General features: G+C 54.5%; 18 protein-coding genes and 1 other RNA gene. 13 read left to right on the top strand and 6 right to left on the bottom strand.

The genetic code is table 11. The features are described 5' to 3' along the window. Positions 1–63: 63 nt before the first annotated feature. An RNA gene (rprA, locus tag OGY35_RS19375) (antisense sRNA RprA) lies at positions 64–171 on the bottom strand. 186 nt (positions 172–357) lie between these two features. Beyond that, positions 358–1,470: an AI-2E family transporter YdiK gene (ydiK, locus tag OGY35_RS19380; protein WP_152404885.1), complete on the bottom strand. Its 1,113-nt coding sequence runs from the start codon at positions 1,468–1,470 to the stop codon at positions 358–360. A gap of 205 nt (positions 1,471–1,675) precedes the next feature. On the opposite strand from ydiK, the gene ydiJ reads away from it, so the two are divergent. From ydiJ to OGY35_RS19395, 3 genes are all read left to right on the top strand, one after another. Next, positions 1,676–4,732 carry a D-2-hydroxyglutarate dehydrogenase YdiJ gene (ydiJ, locus tag OGY35_RS19385; protein ID WP_286633170.1) on the top strand — a complete coding sequence of 1,019 codons (3,057 nt, stop codon included), beginning with the start codon at positions 1,676–1,678 and terminating at the stop codon, positions 4,730–4,732. Then, positions 4,729–5,139, top strand: a complete 411-nt coding sequence (gene menI / locus OGY35_RS19390; RefSeq protein ID WP_152404883.1) for a 1,4-dihydroxy-2-naphthoyl-CoA hydrolase — start codon at positions 4,729–4,731, stop codon at positions 5,137–5,139. The genes ydiJ and menI overlap by 4 nt, the downstream gene beginning before the upstream one ends. A 100-nt stretch (positions 5,140–5,239) precedes the next feature. After that, on the top strand, positions 5,240–5,428 hold the full coding sequence (locus OGY35_RS19395; protein WP_042320056.1) for a YdiH family protein: 189 nt from the start codon (positions 5,240–5,242) through the stop codon (positions 5,426–5,428). A gap of 69 nt (positions 5,429–5,497) precedes the next feature. On the opposite strand, the gene OGY35_RS19400 is transcribed toward OGY35_RS19395, so the two are convergent. After that, positions 5,498–6,349 (bottom strand): Vmh family MBL fold metallo-hydrolase, encoded by an 852-nt coding sequence (locus OGY35_RS19400; protein ID WP_286633171.1) that lies wholly within the window; start codon positions 6,347–6,349, stop codon positions 5,498–5,500. Positions 6,350–6,473: 124 nt separating this feature from the next. Between OGY35_RS19400 and OGY35_RS19405 the strand changes: the two genes are divergently transcribed. The 8 genes from OGY35_RS19405 (at position 6,474) to ldtE (ending at position 14,429) form a co-directional block, all read left to right on the top strand. After that, positions 6,474–7,349, top strand: a complete 876-nt coding sequence (locus OGY35_RS19405; protein ID WP_152404881.1) for a LysR family transcriptional regulator — start codon at positions 6,474–6,476, stop codon at positions 7,347–7,349. Positions 7,350–7,822: 473 nt separating this feature from the next. Beyond that, positions 7,823–8,191, top strand: coding sequence for a Fe-S cluster assembly scaffold SufA (gene sufA, locus OGY35_RS19410; protein ID WP_152404880.1), 369 nt, complete (start codon positions 7,823–7,825; stop codon positions 8,189–8,191). Between the two features lie 8 nt (positions 8,192–8,199). Next, positions 8,200–9,687 (top strand): Fe-S cluster assembly protein SufB, encoded by a 1,488-nt coding sequence (gene sufB, locus OGY35_RS19415; protein ID WP_152404879.1) that lies wholly within the window; start codon positions 8,200–8,202, stop codon positions 9,685–9,687. Between the two features lie 9 nt (positions 9,688–9,696). Then, complete coding sequence (gene sufC, locus OGY35_RS19420; RefSeq protein ID WP_152404878.1) at positions 9,697–10,443, top strand: Fe-S cluster assembly ATPase SufC; 747 nt, start codon at positions 9,697–9,699, stop codon at positions 10,441–10,443. Next, entirely contained in the window at positions 10,418–11,689 is a 1,272-nt protein-coding gene (gene sufD, locus OGY35_RS19425) for a Fe-S cluster assembly protein SufD (protein ID WP_286633172.1), read from the top strand. The genes sufC and sufD overlap by 26 nt, the downstream gene beginning before the upstream one ends. Then, the gene (gene sufS / locus OGY35_RS19430) at positions 11,686–12,906 is read left to right on the top strand and encodes a cysteine desulfurase SufS (protein WP_152404876.1); all 1,221 of its coding nucleotides are present in this window, start codon (positions 11,686–11,688) and stop codon (positions 12,904–12,906) included. The genes sufD and sufS overlap by 4 nt, the downstream gene beginning before the upstream one ends. 12 nt (positions 12,907–12,918) lie before the next feature. After that, positions 12,919–13,335, top strand: coding sequence for a cysteine desulfuration protein SufE (gene sufE / locus OGY35_RS19435; RefSeq protein ID WP_152404875.1), 417 nt, complete (start codon positions 12,919–12,921; stop codon positions 13,333–13,335). 98 nt (positions 13,336–13,433) lie between these two features. After that, positions 13,434–14,429, top strand: coding sequence for a L,D-transpeptidase LdtE (gene ldtE / locus OGY35_RS19440; RefSeq protein ID WP_286633173.1), 996 nt, complete (start codon positions 13,434–13,436; stop codon positions 14,427–14,429). Between the two features lie 67 nt (positions 14,430–14,496). On the opposite strand, the gene lpp is transcribed toward ldtE, so the two are convergent. The 3 genes from lpp to ynhH form a co-directional block, all read right to left on the bottom strand. Then, on the bottom strand, positions 14,497–14,733 hold the full coding sequence (gene lpp, locus OGY35_RS19445; protein WP_001082307.1) for a murein lipoprotein Lpp: 237 nt from the start codon (positions 14,731–14,733) through the stop codon (positions 14,497–14,499). 309 nt (positions 14,734–15,042) lie between these two features. Further along, positions 15,043–16,455: a pyruvate kinase PykF gene (gene pykF, locus OGY35_RS19450; RefSeq protein WP_286633174.1), complete on the bottom strand. Its 1,413-nt coding sequence runs from the start codon at positions 16,453–16,455 to the stop codon at positions 15,043–15,045. A 7-nt stretch (positions 16,456–16,462) separates the two neighbouring features. Further along, a complete protein-coding gene (gene ynhH / locus OGY35_RS24605) occupies positions 16,463–16,693 on the bottom strand; it encodes a protein YnhH (RefSeq protein WP_442548511.1) in 231 nt (76 codons plus the stop codon). 285 nt (positions 16,694–16,978) lie between these two features. Between ynhH and OGY35_RS19455 the strand changes: the two genes are divergently transcribed. Next, on the top strand, positions 16,979–18,001 hold the full coding sequence (locus OGY35_RS19455) for a methionine ABC transporter ATP-binding protein (protein ID WP_286633175.1): 1,023 nt from the start codon (positions 16,979–16,981) through the stop codon (positions 17,999–18,001). Beyond that, the gene (locus OGY35_RS19460) at positions 17,994–18,662 is read left to right on the top strand and encodes a methionine ABC transporter permease (RefSeq protein WP_042319288.1); all 669 of its coding nucleotides are present in this window, start codon (positions 17,994–17,996) and stop codon (positions 18,660–18,662) included. Before OGY35_RS19455 ends, OGY35_RS19460 begins: the two co-directional genes overlap by 8 nt. The last annotated feature ends 14 nt before the right edge of the window (positions 18,663–18,676 follow it).

Below are 18,676 nucleotides of genomic sequence, written 5' to 3' on the forward strand. Positions count from 1 at the left end.
CAATATTCTTTGTTATCGGTCTGTGAATATTACTTGCAGGCAAGTGACGGAGGCGATTTCAGGATAAAAAAAAGCCCATCGTGGGAGATGGGCAAAGACTACACACAGCAATTCGTTGTTTCACTCAGGGGATTTCCATACTTATAAATCAATGTCTTGATCTATAACCGTGACCTAATAGTAGGGTATCGGGCGTTTTAGCGTCGATCAGATTCGTCTCAATAGTTTAAAAACTGTAAAGAATTTGCGACACAAATCAGGGATGACGAAGCGGTAACAGGCGCTACAGATAAGCAGAAGTACGTGATTGATTAGCGAGATTAAACAATCAGGCGACCGGAGTCGCCTGCTATCGTGTTATTTTTTAAGGCCTTCGATTTCGCTCAGTTCCTCGAGAAGTTCCTCTGGTTTGCTGCCCGGCACAGGCGCTTCGTTGACCCAGGCCGAGAACAGTCGCCAGGAAACGGCCAGCAGCACCGGACCGATAAACAGACCAATCATGCCAAACGCAATCAGGCCGCCAATAACGCCGGAGAGGATCAGGATCAGCGGCAAATCTGCACCCATACGGATAAGCATCGGGCGAATCACGTTATCCAGTGTCCCGACCACGCAACTCCACGCCAGCAGCACGCTTCCCCAGGTGGTATCGCCAGTCCAGTAAAGCCAGATAATGGCTGGAATCAAAACCGGTAACGGCCCCAGTTGTACCAGGCAGGAGAGGATCATCACCACGGAGAGCAGTGTGGCGTAAGGTACGCCGGAAACGGCCAGACCGATGCCGCCCAGCACCGCCTGCACCAGCGCGGTGACGACCACACCCAGCGCCACCGCGCGGATTGCCTGTGCGGCCAGCAGCATCGCCGCGTCGCCACGTTTTGCGGCCAGACGGTAGGCAAAATGACGAATACCCATCGCCACCGTCTCACCGCGCCAGTACAGCAGGGCGCTGAATAAGAGCATCAGGCCACAGTGCATCATAAAGCGACCGATGTGAGCGGCCTGACCGACAAACCAGGTGGTCGTGGTGCCAATGTACGGACGGACCTTCGCCATGATCGCCGTCCCCCCCATATCCAGCAGGTTATGCCAGCCGGCATACAGTTTCGCGCCGACCAGCGGAATGCTGTTCAGCCAGGCCAGATCCGGCAACGTCATATCACCGCTCGTGATGGCGTGAATCAGAGGGCCGCTGCCATCAACGAGACTGTTGACCAGCAGCGCAATCGGGATCACAAACAACAGCACTAATAAGAGCGTCATCACCAGAACCGCCAGCGAACGCCGCCCCCAGAGTAATTTTTGCAGGCGCAGTAAAACCGGCCAGGTCGCAATGACGATAGTCCCGGCCCAGGCAAAGCCCAGAATAAAAGGTTGAACAATCCAGAGACACGCCACAATCATGATGGCTAAAAACAGCACCGACAGCAGCACTTGTGCGATATCCCTGGGCTGACGAATATTGACCATAAACTCTTTCACCTATGTAGTGCGTCAGATCGTTGACGCGACACGACCGTGTGAAACACGTCTCATAATGATGAGCAATTTCAGCGGTTTTTGACAGGCGGATTCTGCCAGTATTTCTGTTGGGTGTATTAGAAAAAAATGTGATACAACAATAAGCAAACGATTAACTCCCACAACACACAGACCGCAGGAAAGGGTCACGATAATGATTCCACAAATTTCTCAGGCACCCGGCGTCGTTCAGTTGGTGCTTAATTTTTTGCAAGAGCTGGAGCAACAAGGATTTACCGGCGATACGGCAACCAGTTATGCCGATCGTCTGACGATGTCGACAGATAACAGTATCTATCAACTTCTCCCCGATGCCGTGGTTTTCCCCCGTTCAACGGCCGATGTGGCGCTGATTGCCCGTCTGGCGGCGCAACCACGCTTTATCTCGCTGATTTTTACCCCGCGCGGCGGCGGTACGGGGACTAACGGACAGGCGCTGAACCAGGGCATCATCGTCGATATGTCCCGCTATATGAGCCGCATCATTGAGATCAACCCGGAAGAGGGCTGGGTGCGGGTGGAAGCCGGGGTGATCAAGGATCAACTGAATCAGTATCTCAAACCGTATGGCTATTTTTTTGCCCCGGAACTGTCCACCAGTAACCGGGCGACACTGGGGGGGATGATTAATACCGACGCCTCCGGGCAGGGGTCGCTGGTCTACGGGAAGACGTCCGATCACGTGCTGGGCGTGCGGGCAGTACTGCTGGGCGGCGATATTCTCGATACGCAGCCGCTGCCGGTTGAACTGGCACAGACGCTCGGTCAGAGCAACACCGCCATTGGCCGTATTTATCGCACCGTGTTTGAGCGCTGCCGCGAAAAGCGTCAGTTGATCATTGATAAATTCCCCAAACTGAACCGCTTCCTGACGGGTTACGACTTGCGCCATGTCTTTAACGATGACATGAGTGAATTCGATCTAACCCGGATCCTCACCGGTTCGGAAGGGACGCTGGCGTTCATTACGGAAGCGCGGCTGGACATTACGCCACTGCCGAAAGTGCGCCGACTGGTGAACGTGAAATACGACTCTTTTGACTCCGCACTGCGGAATGCGCCGTTCATGGTGGACGCGCGCGCGCTGTCGGTGGAGACGGTTGACTCAAAAGTGTTGAATCTGGCGCGTGAAGACATCGTCTGGCATTCGGTGAGCGAACTGATTACCGACGTCCCGGACAAAGAGATGCTCGGCCTGAACATCGTCGAATTTGCCGGTGATGATGAAGCCGTTATCGACGGACAGGTTGCGTCCCTGTGCGAGCGTCTGGATGAGCTGATTGCGCGTGAAGAGGCGGGGGTGATTGGCTGGCAGTTATGTACTGAACTGGCGGGCGTTGAGCGTATCTACGCAATGCGTAAAAAAGCGGTGGGGTTGCTGGGAAATGCGAAAGGCGCGGCAAAACCAATCCCGTTTGCCGAGGACACCTGCGTACCGCCGGAACATCTTGCCGACTACATCGCAGAATTTCGCGCACTGCTTGATGGCCACGGCCTGAGCTACGGCATGTTCGGCCACGTCGACGCCGGGGTGCTGCATGTGCGGCCGGCGCTGGATATGTGCGACCCGCAGCAGGAAGTGCTGATGAAGCAAATCTCCGATGAGGTAGTGGCGCTGACGGCGAAATATGGTGGTCTGCTGTGGGGTGAACACGGCAAAGGTTTTCGCGCCGAATACAGCCCGGCGTTTTTCGGCGATGAACTCTTCGCGGAACTGCGGAAGGTCAAAGCGGCGTTCGATCCGCAAAACCGGCTGAATCCGGGGAAAATTTGTCCGCCGGAAGGTATCGACGCGCCGATGATGAAAGTCGATGCGGTCAAACGCGGCACCTGGGACCGACAAATCCCGCTGGCCGTGCGCCAGACCTGGCGAGGCGCGCTGGAATGTAACGGTAACGGTCTGTGCTTTAACTTTGATGCGAAGAGCCCGATGTGCCCGTCGATGAAAATGAGCCTCAATCGCATCCATTCGCCAAAAGGGCGCGCGACGCTGGTGCGTGAATGGCTGCGTCTGCTGGCGGATCGCGGTGTTGATCCGGTACGACTGGAAAACGCGCTTGGGAGCAAACGGCCCAGCCTGCGGTCTCTGATTTCGCGCACCCGTAACACCTGGCATGCCAGTAAGGGCGAGTATGACTTCTCGCATGAAGTGAAGGAGGCGATGTCCGGCTGTCTGGCCTGTAAGGCCTGTTCGACGCAGTGTCCGATCAAAATCGACGTCCCGGAATTTCGCTCGCGCTTCCTGCAGCTTTACCATACCCGCTACCTGCGCCCGCTGCGTGACCATCTGGTGGCGACGGTCGAAACCTACGCGCCGCTGATGGCGCGGGCGCCGAAGACCTTCAACTTCTTTATTAATCAGCCGCTGGTGCGCAAGCTGTCGGCAAAACATATTGGCATGGTCGATCTGCCGCTGCTGTCGACGCCGTCATTGCAACAGCAGATGGTTGGTCATCGCTCGGCGAACATGACGCTGGAACAGCTCGAAGCGCTCACGGATGCGCAGAAAGCCAATACGGTGCTGGTGGTGCAGGATCCGTTTACCAGCTATTACGACGCGCAGGTCGTGGCGGATTTCGTCCGTCTGGTCGAAAAACTGGGGATGCAGCCGGTTCTTCTGCCGTTCTCGCCAAACGGTAAAGCACAGCACATCAAAGGCTTCCTGACCCGCTTTGCGAAGACCGCCAAAAAGACCTCTGAGTTTTTGAACCGCGTGGCGACACTGGGCATGCCAATGGTCGGCGTCGATCCGGCGCTGGTGCTTTGTTATCGCGATGAGTACAAGTTGGCACTAGGCGAACAGCGCGGCGATTTCCATGTCCAACTCGCCAATGAGTGGCTGGCAACGGCGCTGGCCTCGCACGAACCGCGCGACGTTAGCGGTGAATCCTGGTATTTCTTCGGCCACTGTACCGAAGTGACCGCGCTGCCCGGCGCGCCGGCGCAATGGGCGTCAATTTTTGCCCGCTTTGGCGCGAAGCTGGAAAATGTCAGCGTGGGGTGTTGCGGTATGGCCGGTACTTACGGTCATGAGGCAAAGAACCATGCGAGTTCGCTGGGTATCTACGAGTTGTCGTGGCACCAGGCGATGGAGCGACTGCCGCGTAGTCGTTGCCTCGCGACGGGATATTCCTGCCGCAGCCAGGTGAAACGCGTCGAAGGCACTGGCGTGCGCCATCCTGTGCAGGCATTACTGGAGATTATTGGATGATTTGGAAACGTGAAGTGACCCTCGACGCTCTCAATGCGATGGGGGAAGGCAATATGGTTGGCCTGCTGGATATTCGCTTTGAGCATATCGGCGACGATACGCTTGAAGCGTCAATGCCCGTTGACGGGCGCACGAAGCAGCCGTTTGGCCTGCTACACGGCGGAGCCTCTGTTGTGCTCGCTGAAAGCATCGGTTCTGTTGCGGGTTACCTGTGTACTCAGGGCGAGCAAAAAGTGGTGGGGCTGGAGGTCAATGCTAATCACGTTCGCTCCGCGCGGGAAGGGCGCGTAAAGGGAGTTTGTAAGGCAATTCATACCGGCTCCCGACATCAGGTCTGGCAGATTGACATCTACGATGAGCAGCAGCGACTGTGCTGTACCTCGCGGTTGACAACGGCCGTTGTGTGACGTTGTCACCGGAAAAAGTGTGATCACTATTGCTTTTGGTCATAATCTGCGCAGCAAAAGGTGATATACTGTGCAGGTTTTGACCCTAAGCGAGGATGATATGACTAGCCAACTAGACCCGGCCCAACTGGCAATTGAGTTTTTACGTCGTGATAAAACAGAGCTCTCTCCAGCCCAATACCTTAAAAAACTAAAACAACTTGAGCTCGAATTTACCGATTTACTGACGCTCTCTTCCACCGAGTTAAAAGAAGAGATCTATTTTGCCTGGCGCCTTGGCGTTCATTGATTCTGTGATTGTCAGCGTAAAGAGAACCCGACACTTGAGTCGGGTTTTTTTGGTCCTTACGCAGCGGTGCTACCACGTCATCTCGCCCGAATTCACTTTCGCGCTCAATTCCAGCGAGCTTTCATCTGCCAGTCCTGGCCACGCGGCGTTCATCGTCTTAATGACCCAGGCCGAACCTTGTTTCGATGCCAGCGCCTGTTCAAACGATTGCAGGTAATCCTGCGTGAAGCGGATAGCGCCATCGCCTGCTGGGCGTTGACCAAGGTAATGACCGGGAATGACCTGCTTTGGTTGCAGGCTGTGCATTTCAGTCAGGATATTACGCCATGATGCGCGTTGCTCCGGTGTCTGGGTGTCAGCCGTCCAGACATGAATGCCCGCCGCCACGCCCGTGCCGCCGAGGATCGCCCGGTTAGCCGGTACCCAGACATACGCCGCGTAATCATTAGGATGACGCAATTCCAGCGTTTCACCATCTACGCTAAAACGCGTTTCAGCGGTGGTCTGCGGAACGATCGGCGCCGTTGGCGCGCCATCCTTCATCTGTGGTCCCCAGTACTGCAGCTTAGCCTCTTTGGTGGCACGAATATGCTCAACGACCGATGGTGTCGCCAGTACCTTCGCGTCAGGAAAAGCCTTCACAATCGGCTCCAGGCCAAAATAGAAATCTGGATCGCCGGAGGTAATCACGATGGCTTTCAGCGTTTTGCCACGGGATTTAATCATCTCCACCAGTTTTGCCCCGTCTTTAGTGCTGAACTGCGCATCAAACAATATTGCTTCCGTCGGGCCGGATACCAGCGTTGAGGAAACAGGGAAGATGGCGTTTTCCTGTGGGTTATAGACGTCAAGTTGCAGCGGTGCGGCAAACAGTGGAGAGGCAACAGTAGGCAACAACAGGGTCAGCAGTTTACTTTTCATGAGGGATAACCTTATGCAGATGAAATTGTTCTGGGTGTGGCCTGTATTTTAAGGAAATTTGGATCTGTTAGAATTCCTGTATCAGAACATGCTGAGTTTCATAAAACGATCGGATGGGGTAACAATGGACAGAGTCATGGCGGCGACGGTATTCAATCATATCTGCGATTTAGGCAGCCTGAGTGCGGCGGCGCGGGCACTGGGACTCTCCCGACCGATGGTGAGCCGTTATCTTGATGAGATGGAGAAATGGGCAGGCGCGCGGTTGATTCATCGTTCATCGCGCAGGCTGACGATTACGCCAGCCGGAGAAGAGGCACTGGTGAAGACGCGAACGCTGGCGCAGCTGTCGCAGGCGATTGGTGCGGCGTCGGCGACAGAGATCCCCACCGGAACGCTGCGCGTCGCGTGTGCGCACTTTACGGCAATGCACATTCTCGCGCCGGTGCTGCCAGGTTTTTTAGCACGGTATCCAGAATTGCGCATTGAAGTTGAGATAAACAATCAGCCGGTCAGTCTGGTCGGTGAACGCATTGATGTCGCGATTCGTATTACCGATAACCCCGAGCCAGGTACGATTGCCCGCCGACTCGGCGACTGCGAATCGGTTCTGTGTGCGTCAGAGGCGTATTTGCGCCAGCACGGCATCCCGCAGACGCTGGAGGATCTCGCTCAGCATAACTGCCTGTATTACAGTGGGTTTGCCGGGAAATCGTGGCATTTTCTCGACGAACGGGGCGAGGCGGCCTCGGTGGCGATAAAGGGAAATCTGAGCGCCGGGATCTCGTCTCTGCTGTGCGAATCTGCGCTGGCAGGCATGGGGATCGCGCTGGTGCCGGAAAAGGAAGCGCGTGAAGGACTCGCGCAGGGGCAACTGGTACGCCTGCTGCCGATGCTGCAACCCCGACGCCTTGCCGTGTACGGTCTGTATCTTTCCCGTGAGCATCAGCCCGTTGGGCTTCGACTGTTTCTGGAGGCAATCCAGGCAACGATGTCGTAACGCATGGAATTGATCCGCCACAAAAAAGTGCGGGATAGCAATTTGTGTTAAAAATGACCTTCGGCAATATGAGAGTATTCTTATCGCCCCTTCAAGAGCTAAGCCATCGTGAGTGCCGGAGATAAGCGCCGGATGGGGCCGGAACCCTTAAGGCTGTTACTGACAACCTTAAGGGTTTTGTTTTTCTGTGCTTTCACCCTCCTCATGTTATTCCTATCCCTGAAATAGTCATTTTCTATACATCTTTACTGTTTTGACCTGCCAGGTCGATGATGAACGTTAAAGTCATTATCAATCAATGCATTGAACAAATTCATCCATTCCTCTTAACCCGCGCGGCAGGGTCTATGCTTAATAAAAGTGGTCAAAAAGGGTGAAACGCCAGAATGCCCCTGCTGTTGAGGGGTTGAAGTGAGAATCGTTATCACTAACATGGTGTTATAGCCTGATGGCTCATTATGCGAGGTAACCCTATGGAATTGCATTCAGGAACATTTAATCCGGACGATTTCGCCTGGCGCGGATTGACGCTCACCCCTGCGGCAGCAGCGCATATTCGCGAACTGGTCGCAAAGCAGCCTGGCATGCTGGGCGTGCGCCTGGGCGTTAAGCAGACGGGATGCGCCGGTTTTGGCTATGTGCTGGATACCGTCAGCGAGCCGGAGAAAGACGATCTGCTGTTCGAGGTTGAGGGCGCGAAGCTCTACGTCCCGCTGCAGGCGATGCCATTCATCGACGGCACGGAAGTGGATTACGTCCGCGAAGGATTAAACCAGTTATTCAAATTTCATAACCCGAAGGCCCAGAACGAATGCGGCTGTGGCGAAAGCTTTGGGGTATAGGCGGTACTATGTCTCGTAATACTGAAGCAACTGACGATGTCAAAACCTGGACCGGCGGCCCTCTGAATTACAAGGAGGGTTTCTTTACCCAACTGCAAACGGATGAGCTGGCGAAAGGGATCAACGAAGAGGTGGTACGTGCCATTTCGGCCAAACGTAATGAACCTGAGTGGATGCTGGAGTTTCGCCTCAATGCGTACAGGGCCTGGGTCGACATGCAGGAGCCGCACTGGTTAAAGGCGCACTATGAGAAGCTGAATTATCAGGACTACAGCTACTATTCCGCGCCCTCGTGCGGGAATTGTGATGAGACCTGCGTGTCGGAACCGGGAGCGGTACAGCAAACCGGGGCGAATGCTTTCCTCAGTAAAGAGGTGGAGGCTGCCTTTGAACAGCTCGGTGTACCGGTGCGCGAAGGCCGTGAGGTGGCAGTTGACGCCATCTTTGACTCTGTCTCTGTTGCCACCACCTATCGTGAAAAACTGGCGGAGCAGGGGATCATATTCTGCTCGTTCGGCGAAGCGATTCACGATCATCCCGAACTGGTGAAACAGTATCTTGGCACCGTCGTACCCGGCAACGATAACTTCTTCGCCGCGCTAAATGCGGCGGTCGCTTCTGATGGCACCTTTATTTATGTGCCTAAAGGCGTGCGCTGTCCGATGGAGCTTTCCACCTACTTTCGCATTAACGCCGAGAAGACCGGGCAGTTTGAGCGCACGATCCTGGTAGCGGATGAAGGCAGCTATGTGAGCTATATCGAAGGCTGTTCAGCACCGGTGCGCGACAGCTATCAGCTTCACGCGGCGGTAGTGGAAGTGATCATCCACAAAGACGCCGAGGTGAAATACTCCACCGTTCAGAACTGGTTCCCTGGCGATAACAACACCGGCGGTATTCTGAACTTCGTCACCAAACGCGCGCTGTGCGAGGGTGAGAACAGCAAAATGTCGTGGACCCAGTCGGAGACCGGATCGGCAATTACCTGGAAATACCCAAGCTGCATTCTGCGTGGCGACAACTCCATCGGCGAATTTTATTCGGTGGCGCTGACCAGCGGACATCAGCAGGCGGATACCGGCACCAAGATGATCCACATTGGCAAGAACACCCGGTCGACCATTATCTCAAAGGGGATCTCTGCCGGACACAGCCAGAACAGCTATCGTGGTCTGGTCAAAATTATGCCGACGGCCACCAATGCCCGTAACTTCACCCAGTGCGACTCAATGCTGATTGGCGCCGACTGCGGGGCGCATACCTTCCCGTATGTCGAATGCCGGAACAACAGCGCGCAGCTGGAGCATGAAGCGACCACCTCGCGGATTGGTGAAGATCAGCTGTTCTACTGCCTGCAGCGCGGCATCAGCGAAGAGGATGCGATCTCGATGATCGTCAACGGCTTCTGTAAGGACGTGTTTTCGGAGTTGCCGCTGGAGTTTGCCGTTGAAGCGCAAAAATTATTAGCCATTAGCCTTGAACACAGCGTCGGTTAAGGAAGCAACATGTTAACGATTAAAGATTTACAGGTCAGTGTGGAAGAGAAAGCGATCCTGCGTGGGTTGAGCCTTGAGGTTCGTCCGGGGGAAGTGCATGCCATTATGGGACCGAACGGCTCCGGGAAAAGTACGCTCTCTGCGACGCTGGCAGGGCGTGAAGATTACGAAGTCACCGGCGGGTCGGTGATGTTTAAAGGGAAAGACCTGCTCGACCTGGCGCCGGAAGAGAGAGCGGGTGAAGGCATCTTTATGGCCTTCCAGTATCCGGTGGAAATCCCTGGCGTCAGCAATCAGTTTTTCCTGCAAACGGCGCTCAATGCGGTGCGCACTTATCGCGGACAGGAATCGCTGGATCGCTTCGATTTTCAGGATCTGATGGAAGAGAAAATCGCGCTGTTGAAGATGCCGGAAGATCTGCTAACCCGCTCGGTGAACGTCGGTTTTTCCGGTGGCGAGAAGAAGCGTAATGACATTCTGCAAATGGCGGTGCTGGAGCCGGAACTGTGTATTCTCGATGAGTCGGATTCCGGGCTGGATATTGATGCCTTGAAAGTGGTTGCCGATGGCGTCAACTCACTGCGTGACGGTAAGCGCTCGTTCATTATTGTCACCCACTATCAGCGTATTCTTGACTATATCAAACCTGATTTTGTCCACGTCCTGTATCAGGGGCGGATTGTGAAGTCTGGCGATTTCACGCTGGTCAAACAACTGGAGGAGCAGGGATATGGCTGGCTTACCGAACAGCAGTAATGCGCTGCAGCAATGGCATCATCTGTTTGAAGCGCAGGGCGAGACGCGTTCACAGCAGGCGCAACAGCATCTCCAGCAGGTTCTGCGCCTGGGGCTGCCGACGCGCAAGCATGAGAACTGGAAATATACGCCGCTGGAAGGCCTTACCAACAGCCGGTTCGTCAGTCGCAACGCTGATGTTACCCCGGCGCAGCGCGATGCGTTAGCGCTCAACGTTGAGGCGTTGCGGCTGGTATTTGTTGACGGTCAGTTCAGCCCGGCGCTTAGCGACAACCTGGAAAACAGCGGCTTTGAGGTGGCGATCAACGATGAACGCCAGACCCTGCCGGCTGCGGTACAGCCAGAGGTGTTTTTGCATCTTACTGAAGGCCTGGCGTGCGGCGTAACGCATATCCGCGTTAAGCGTAATCAGCGCCCGGTAAAACCGCTGGTGCTGATGCACATCACCCAGGGCGTATCCGCTGAGGAAGTAAACACGGCGCACTATCGCCATCACCTTGAGCTGGCGGAAGGCGCGGAGGCGACGATCATCGAACATTACGTCAGTCTGAATGATGCCCGACATTTCACCGGCGCGCGCCTGACCATGAACGTGGCGGCAAACGCGCACCTGCGTCACATCAAGCTGGCGTTTGAAAATCCGCTCAGCCATCACTTCGCTCATAACGATATTTTGCTGGCGGCGGATGCCTCGGCCCACAGCCACAGTTTTCTGCTTGGCGATGCGGTGCTGCGTCATAACACCAGTACTCAACTGAACGGGGAGAACACGACGCTCAGGATCAACAGCCTGGCGATGCCGGTGAAAAATGAGGTCTGTGATACCCGCACCTGGCTTGAGCACAACAAAGGCTACTGCAACAGCCGACAACTGCATAAAACGATCGTCAGCGATAAAGGCCGTGCGGTGTTTAACGGGCTGATTAACGTTGCCCAACACGCGATCAAAACGGACGGGCAGATGACGAACAACAACCTGCTGCTCGGAAAGCTCGCGGAGGTGGATACCAAACCACAACTGGAGATTTACGCCGATGACGTGAAGTGCAGCCACGGAGCGACGATAGGGCGCATTGACGATGAGCAGATGTTCTACCTGCGTTCGCGCGGGATAGCTCAGCGGGATGCGCAGCAGATGATCCTTTATGCCTTTGCCGCAGAACTGACGGAAGCGTTGAGCGACGAGGCGCTGAAACACCAGGTGCTGGCGCGGATAGGCCAGCGTTTGCCGGGAGGCGTAGCATGACATTTCCCATCGACAAAGTGCGTGCGGATTTCCCCATCCTCACGCGTGAAGTGAACGGCCTGCCGCTGGCGTATCTCGACAGCGCCGCCAGCGCGCAAAAACCGGCGCAGGTGATTGACGCAGAAGCCGAGTTTTATCGTCACGGCTATGCGGCGGTGCATCGGGGGATCCACACCCTCAGCGCCCAGGCGACCGAAAAAATGGAAAACGTGCGTAAGCTGGCATCGCTGTTTATTAACGCGCGCTCGGCGGAAGAACTGGTGTTTGTGCGTGGTACGACGGAGGGCATTAACCTGGTTGCCAACAGTTGGGGGCCAGAGAACGTGCATGCGGGCGACAACATCATCATCAGTGAGATGGAGCACCATGCCAACATTGTGCCGTGGCAGATGCTGTGCGCGCGCGTGGGGGCTGAGCTGCGGGTGATCCCGCTGAACGCCGACGGTACATTGCAACAGGAAGTCTTGCCCACCCTGTTTGATGAGAAAACCCGACTGCTGGCGATCACTCACGTCTCAAACGTGCTGGGCACTGAAAACCCGATCGCCGAAATGACCGCGCTGGCGCATCAGCATGGCGCGAAGGTGCTGGTGGACGGTGCGCAGGCGGTGATGCACCACCCGGTAGACGTTCAGGCGCTGGACTGCGATTTTTACGTCTTCTCAGGCCACAAGCTGTATGGTCCGACCGGTATTGGCGTGCTCTACGTCAAAGAGGCGTTATTGCAACAGATGCCGCCGTGGGAAGGGGGAGGGTCGATGATCGCCACTGTCAGCCTGACGCAGGGCACCACCTGGACGAAAGCGCCGTGGCGCTTCGAAGCGGGGACGCCGAATACCGGCGGGATTATCGGTTTTGGTGCGGCGCTGGAATATGTTTCAGCGCTGGGGCTGGAGGCGATTGGCGAGTACGAACAGAACCTGATGCACTATGCGCTGGAGCAACTGACGACGGTGCCGGATCTCACGCTGTATGGTCCGACTGACCGGCTTGGCGTGATTGCCTTTAATCTCGGGAAACATCACGCTTATGACGTCGGCAGCTTTCTCGATAATTACGGGATCGCCGTGCGGACCGGACACCACTGCGCAATGCCGCTGATGGCGTTTTATCAGGTGCCGGCCATGTGTCGGGCGTCGCTGGCAATGTATAACACCCATGAAGAAGTGGATCGCCTGGTGACGGGGTTGCAACGTATTCATCGCTTACTGGGATAACAGGGAGGCACTATGGCCGCGCTGCCGGATAAAGAAAAATTGTTGCGTAATTTTCAGCGTTGCGCTAATTGGGAAGAGAAGTATCTGTACATCATTGAACTGGGACAGCGACTGCCGGAGATATCCGCCGCGGATCGCTGCCCTGAAAATACGATTCAGGGATGTCAGAGTCAGGTCTGGATAGTGATGCGCCAGAATGCGCAAGGCGTTATTGAACTGCAGGGCGACAGTGATGCTGCCATTGTGAAAGGACTGATTGCGGTCGTCTTCATTCTGTATCACCAGATGACGGCTCAGGATATCGTGAATTTTGATGTGCGACCGTGGTTTGAACAAATGGCGCTCGCGCAGCATCTCACCCCGTCTCGTTCACAGGGTCTGGAAGCGATGATTCGCGCGATCCGTACCAAAGCAGCAACTCTTAGCTAAACTCAATAGACAGCTTTCATCCTGTTAGGTAAGGCAGCCAGGCTGTCTTACAGGATTATCAGCATTCTGGCCATGCCAGTGAATACAGGAGGTTGGGTATGAAACGCGCGTCTCTTATTACTCTAATGCTTATCGGCGCTTACAGCGCCTTACCGGCCGCCTGGGCGGTAGATTATCCCTTACCGCCAGCAGGCAGTCGTCTTGTTGGGCAGAATCAAACGTACACGGTGCAGGAAGGCGATAAAAACCTTCAGGCGATTGCCCGTCGTTTTGATACTGCCGCCATGCTCATTCTGGAGGCGAATAATACCATTGCTCCTGTGCCAAAGCCGGGCACGCTGGTCACGATCCCGTCACAGCTTCTGCTGCCCGATGCGCCGCGTGAAGGTATTATTGTCAATCTGGCTGAGCTGCGGCTGTATTACTATCCGCCTGGAGAAAATATCGTCCAGGTGTATCCGATCGGTATCGGCCTGCAGGGACTGGAAACGCCGGTGATGGAAACCCGCGTTGGGCAGAAAATCCCAAATCCCACCTGGACGCCGACAGCAGGCATTCGTAAGCGCTCTCTGGAGCGTGGCGTTACGTTACCGCCGGTGGTCCCCGCTGGACCCAATAACCCGCTGGGGCTCTTTGCACTGCGTCTGGCGCACGGTAATGGCGAGTATCTCATTCATGGCACCAGCCAGCCTGACAGCGTCGGTCTGCGCGTCAGTTCAGGGTGTATCCGGATGAACGCCCCGGACATCAAAGCGCTGTTCTCTCAGGTCAGACCGGGAACGCCGGTGAAAGTGATTAACGAGCCGGTGAAATATTCCGTAGAGCCGAACGGCCTGCGCTACGTTGAGGTTCATCGACCGCTGTCGCCGGAAGAAGAGCAAAACGTGCAGACGATGCCGTATGTGCTGCCAGCCGGGTTCAGCCAGTTTAAGGCGACGAAAGAGGTGGATGACGGTCTGGTAGAGAAAGCGCTGTATCGCCGGGCGGGATATCCGGTGGCCGTGTCCGCCGGGCAAACGCCAGCCGCTGTGGCAACACCGGCTGTTCAGTCAGCGCAGAACGGTTCAGTACAGGAAGAGATGCAGACGCAGTAGTGGGAAGCTAAAACGAGAGGCAAAAAAATGGCGCACAATGTGCGCCATTTCTATTACACAGGTACTATTACTTACGGTATTTAGTAGCCTGGTTGTCCAGACGCTGGTTAGCGCGAGCTGCGTCGTCTTTAGCAGCCTGAACGTCGGAACGCATTGCGTTCACGTCGTTGCTCAGCTGGTCAACTTTAGCGTTCAGAGTCTGAACGTCAGAAGACAGCTGATCGATTTTAGCGTTGCTGGAGCAACCAGCCAGCAGAGTAGAACCCAGGATTACCGCGCCCAGTACCAGTTTAGTACGATTCATTATTAATACCCTCTAGATTGAGTTAATCTCCATGTAGCGTTACAAGTATTACACAAAGTTTTTTATGTTGAGAATATTTTTTTGATGAGAAGGCGCTTATTTTTGATCGTTCGCTCAAAGAAGCATCGAAATGTGCAAAAACGGCTAAAAAACTGAGTGAAAACAGGCGGCTTCCATCGGATTCGTCTTAGATAATCTGTAATTAGATAGCTCAATCCGATTTGCTTTTTTATTAATAGTAGCTATTGGAAAAATAAAAAAAGCGCCACGAGGGCGCTTTTTTAATCGAATTAATTCACACGGGAATTATTACAGTACGTGAACAGATGCCGTGTTAGTGGTGCCGCTCGGTACCAGAGCACCGGAAACCATCACCACAACGTCGCCTTTCTGCGCCAGACCGCTCTGTTGAGCAACGTCTTTACCCAGACGGTAGAAATCATCGGTAGAGGCGATTTCTTTCACCAGATGAGGCACAACGCCTTTGCACAGTACCAGCTGACGAGCAGTCACTTCGTTGGTGGTCAGTGCGAGAATGGTCGCATCCGGGAAGTATTTACGCACTGCGCGAGCAGATTTACCGCCCTGAGTGGCAACGACGATCAGCGGCGCTTCCAGTTTTTCAGCCGTTTCTACTGCACCGCGGCAGACGGCTTCGGTGATGCGCAGTTTGCGGCTGTCGTTGTTGAAGTCCAGACGGCTGGTCATCACGCGGTCGGTGCGTTCACAGATGGTTGCCATAATGGTGACGGCTTCCAGCGGGTATTTGCCTTTTGCGGATTCGCCAGACAGCATAACCGCATCGGTGCCATCGAGGATGGCGTTCGCCACGTCGCCTGCTTCAGCACGAGTCGGACGCGGGTTTTTGATCATTGAATCCAGCATCTGCGTAGCCGTGATAACGACTTTACGCGCGCGGATACATTTTTCGATCATCATCTTCTGCGCGAAGATAACTTCTTCAACCGGGATTTCAACGCCCAGGTCGCCGCGCGCGACCATGATACCGTCAGACGCTTCGAGGATTTCGTCGAAGTTGTTCAGGCCTTCCTGGTTTTCAATTTTGGAGATGATCTGGATCTTCTCGCCGCCGTGCGCTTTCAGATGCTCACGGATTTCAACTACGTCAGAGCGCTTACGGATAAAGGACGCCGCAACAAAGTCAACGCCTTGTTCGCAACCAAAAATCAGATCCTGTTTGTCTTTTTCAGCCAGCGCCGGCAGGGCGATAGAGACACCAGGCAGGTTAACGCCTTTGTTTTCGCCGAGGTCGCCGTTGTTCAGCACTTTACAGATCACTTTGTTGCCTTCGATCGCGGTGACTTCCATACCGATCAGACCATCGTCGACCAGTATGGTGTTACCGACAGACAGATCGGAGGTGAAACCTTCGTAGGTGACCGCCACGATTTCGTTGTTACCAACGACGGATTTGTCCGTGGTGAACGTAAAAGTTTGACCTGCTTTCAGGGAAACGTCGTTGCCGCCTTCCAGTTTAATGGTACGGATTTCCGGACCTTTGGTGTCGAGCAGGATTGCGGCTTTCTTGCCGGTTTTACTCATCACGTTGCGCAGGTTCTGGATACGCTGACCGTGTTCTGCATAATCACCGTGAGAGAAGTTCAGACGCATGACGTTCATGCCCGCGTCCAGCATTTTGGTTAACATCTCTTCAGATTCGGTTTTCGGACCGATGGTGCAAACAATTTTCGTCTTTTTCATGACAGTCTTAGTCTTTAAGTTGAGAAGGATATGGAAAGCCGACTTCCGGGACGCCCTGCCTGGAAGTTAAACCTGTATTACGAAAGTTGTGATGCCTCGCACTAAGGATAGGTGACATCGATAGAGCGTGCAGAGGAATGTGTGCTCGTATTTCAGCCCGACAAAAAGGGACGTTTTGTAGTCTCTGAGTATGACAGGTCAATGTGCTGAAACCATTCAAGTGACAATTGTCACGCATTATACGCTGAAATTTACGCAAAAGGAAAATGGAAACAGTGTTTCAGAATACATCCAGGCAGTTACACAACAAATTGTTATTAAACAAGTCGTGTCTGCCAATTGCGCAAACGCAAAAACCAGGCACTGTTGCGCAACCAGACTTATTCCTTAGCGTTATATCAAATGACTTTTAAATCATTTCAAATCTAAATCACCCTGATTACACTCGTTTGGACATCCATACTGCTAAATAGCTGAAAGCGCTGGCAGGATAACAATAAGCAGCAGCGGATACCCAAACGACATGATTGTCCTGAAAAATATTTCGAAAGTGTTTACGCCAGGCCGGCTATCCATTACCGCGGTTGATAACGTCAATTTGACCGTGGAGCAGGGGCAGATTTACGGGATCATTGGCTACAGCGGTGCCGGGAAAAGCACCCTGATTCGTCTGCTTAACGGGCTGGAAAAGCCGACGGCGGGCAGTGTGACCATCAACGGTCACGAGATTTCCGCCGCCCGCGGCGAATCGCTGCGCCAGGCACGCCTGAAAATCAGTATGGTATTTCAGCATTTCAATCTGCTGTGGTCGCGCACCGTGCGCGAAAACATCGCCTTTTCCATGCAAATCGCTGGCGCGCCGAAGGCGAAAATTCAGGCGCGCGTGGCGGAACTGATTGAGCTGGTGGGGCTGACGGGGCGCGAAAATGCGTATCCGTCACAGTTGAGCGGCGGACAAAAACAGCGCGTGGGGATTGCGCGGGCGCTGGCGAACAGCCCGGATGTGTTGTTGTGTGACGAAGCCACATCAGCGCTGGATCCCCAGACGACCGATCAAATTCTTGAACTGCTGCTCGACATCAATCGTCGCTTCCAACTGACGATCGTGCTGATCACCCATGAAATGCACGTGGTGCGCAAAATCTGCGATCGCGTGGCGGTGATGGAGAACGGTCAGGTAGTTGAAGAAGGTGATGTATTGAGCGTTTTCACCCATCCGCAACAGCCGATTACCCGCCAGTTTGTCCGCCAGGTGGGGCAGTATGCCGACGAAGAGGCATTTGATTTGCAGCTGGCGCGCGAACTGGGCGGCACGGTGATTAAGTTAACGTTTACGGGTCACAATACGCATCAGCCGATCGTCGGTGAACTCACGCTTCGCTACGGCCTGCCATTAAATATCCTGCACGGCAAAATGACCCAGACGGCGCACGGCGTGTTCGGTCAACTGTGGCTGCACGTGGTGGCTTCACAAGAGCAACTCAATAACATTCTGGACGACCTGCAAAAAAGCGGCATTGACGGTGAGGTGATTCAACATGGCTGAGGAACTGTTTCCCCATCTGAAATGGGATCAACTTTTTGCGGCCACCCAGGAGACGCTCTATATGACCGCGCTCTCCGGCGTCGCCACCTTTGTGCTCGGTATCATCCTCGGACTGGCGCTGTTCCTGACCGCCCGCGGTGGACTGTTCCAGAACCGCGCGCTGTACAGCGGCATTTCTCTGGTGGTGAACATCTTCCGCTCGATCCCGTTCATCATTTTGATAGTCCTGCTGATCCCGTTTACCAAAGCGCTGGTCGGCACCATTCTTGGCGCCAACGCCGCATTACCGGCGCTGATTGTCGGTGCTGCGCCATTCTATGCACGTCTGGTTGAGATAGCCCTGCGTGAAGTGGATAAGGGCGTCATTGAAGCGACGCGTTCTATGGGCGCTCGTCTCAGCACCTTAATTTTTCGGGTTTTGTTACCTGAATCGTCACCCGCTCTGGTGTCCGGCATCACCGTGACGCTGATTGCGCTGGTCAGTTACAGCGCGATGGCCGGGGTGATCGGGGCAGGTGGTTTAGGGAATCTGGCTTATCTGGAAGGATTCCAGCGCAACCACAACGACGTCACGCTGGTGGCGACGGTGACCATTCTGGTTATTGTCTTCATTATCCAGTTCTGCGGCGATGTGATCACTTCTCTGTTAGATAAACGCTAATAAAATACGGAAAC

The sequence above is a fragment of the Citrobacter sp. Ct235 genome (assembly GCF_030332305.1).
Classification (GTDB): Bacteria; Pseudomonadota; Gammaproteobacteria; order Enterobacterales; family Enterobacteriaceae; genus Citrobacter_A; species Citrobacter_A telavivensis.

Bases quoted from the DNA above. Each gene is read 5' to 3' on its own strand.
- sufC (WP_152404878.1), top strand. From the start codon at position 9,697: ATGTTAACGATTAAAGATTTACAGGTCAGTGTGGAAGAGAAAGCGATC.
- lpp (WP_001082307.1), bottom strand. From the start codon at position 14,733: ATGAATCGTACTAAACTGGTACTGGGCGCGGTAATCCTGGGTTCTACT.
- pykF (WP_286633174.1), bottom strand. From the start codon at position 16,455: ATGAAAAAGACGAAAATTGTTTGCACCATCGGTCCGAAAACCGAATCT.
- OGY35_RS19400 (WP_286633171.1), bottom strand. From the start codon at position 6,349: ATGAAAAGTAAACTGCTGACCCTGTTGTTGCCTACTGTTGCCTCTCCA.
- OGY35_RS19460 (WP_042319288.1), top strand. From the start codon at position 17,994: ATGGCTGAGGAACTGTTTCCCCATCTGAAATGGGATCAACTTTTTGCG.
- menI (WP_152404883.1), top strand. From the start codon at position 4,729: ATGATTTGGAAACGTGAAGTGACCCTCGACGCTCTCAATGCGATGGGG.
- ldtE (WP_286633173.1), top strand. From the start codon at position 13,434: ATGAAACGCGCGTCTCTTATTACTCTAATGCTTATCGGCGCTTACAGC.
- sufS (WP_152404876.1), top strand. From the start codon at position 11,686: ATGACATTTCCCATCGACAAAGTGCGTGCGGATTTCCCCATCCTCACG.
- sufD (WP_286633172.1), top strand. From the start codon at position 10,418: ATGGCTGGCTTACCGAACAGCAGTAATGCGCTGCAGCAATGGCATCAT.
- sufA (WP_152404880.1), top strand. From the start codon at position 7,823: ATGGAATTGCATTCAGGAACATTTAATCCGGACGATTTCGCCTGGCGC.
- ydiJ (WP_286633170.1), top strand. From the start codon at position 1,676: ATGATTCCACAAATTTCTCAGGCACCCGGCGTCGTTCAGTTGGTGCTT.
- OGY35_RS19405 (WP_152404881.1), top strand. From the start codon at position 6,474: ATGGACAGAGTCATGGCGGCGACGGTATTCAATCATATCTGCGATTTA.
- ydiK (WP_152404885.1), bottom strand. From the start codon at position 1,470: ATGGTCAATATTCGTCAGCCCAGGGATATCGCACAAGTGCTGCTGTCG.
- OGY35_RS19455 (WP_286633175.1), top strand. From the start codon at position 16,979: ATGATTGTCCTGAAAAATATTTCGAAAGTGTTTACGCCAGGCCGGCTA.
- sufE (WP_152404875.1), top strand. From the start codon at position 12,919: ATGGCCGCGCTGCCGGATAAAGAAAAATTGTTGCGTAATTTTCAGCGT.
- ynhH (WP_442548511.1), bottom strand. From the start codon at position 16,693: ATGCGTGACAATTGTCACTTGAATGGTTTCAGCACATTGACCTGTCAT.
- OGY35_RS19395 (WP_042320056.1), top strand. From the start codon at position 5,240: ATGACTAGCCAACTAGACCCGGCCCAACTGGCAATTGAGTTTTTACGT.
- sufB (WP_152404879.1), top strand. From the start codon at position 8,200: ATGTCTCGTAATACTGAAGCAACTGACGATGTCAAAACCTGGACCGGC.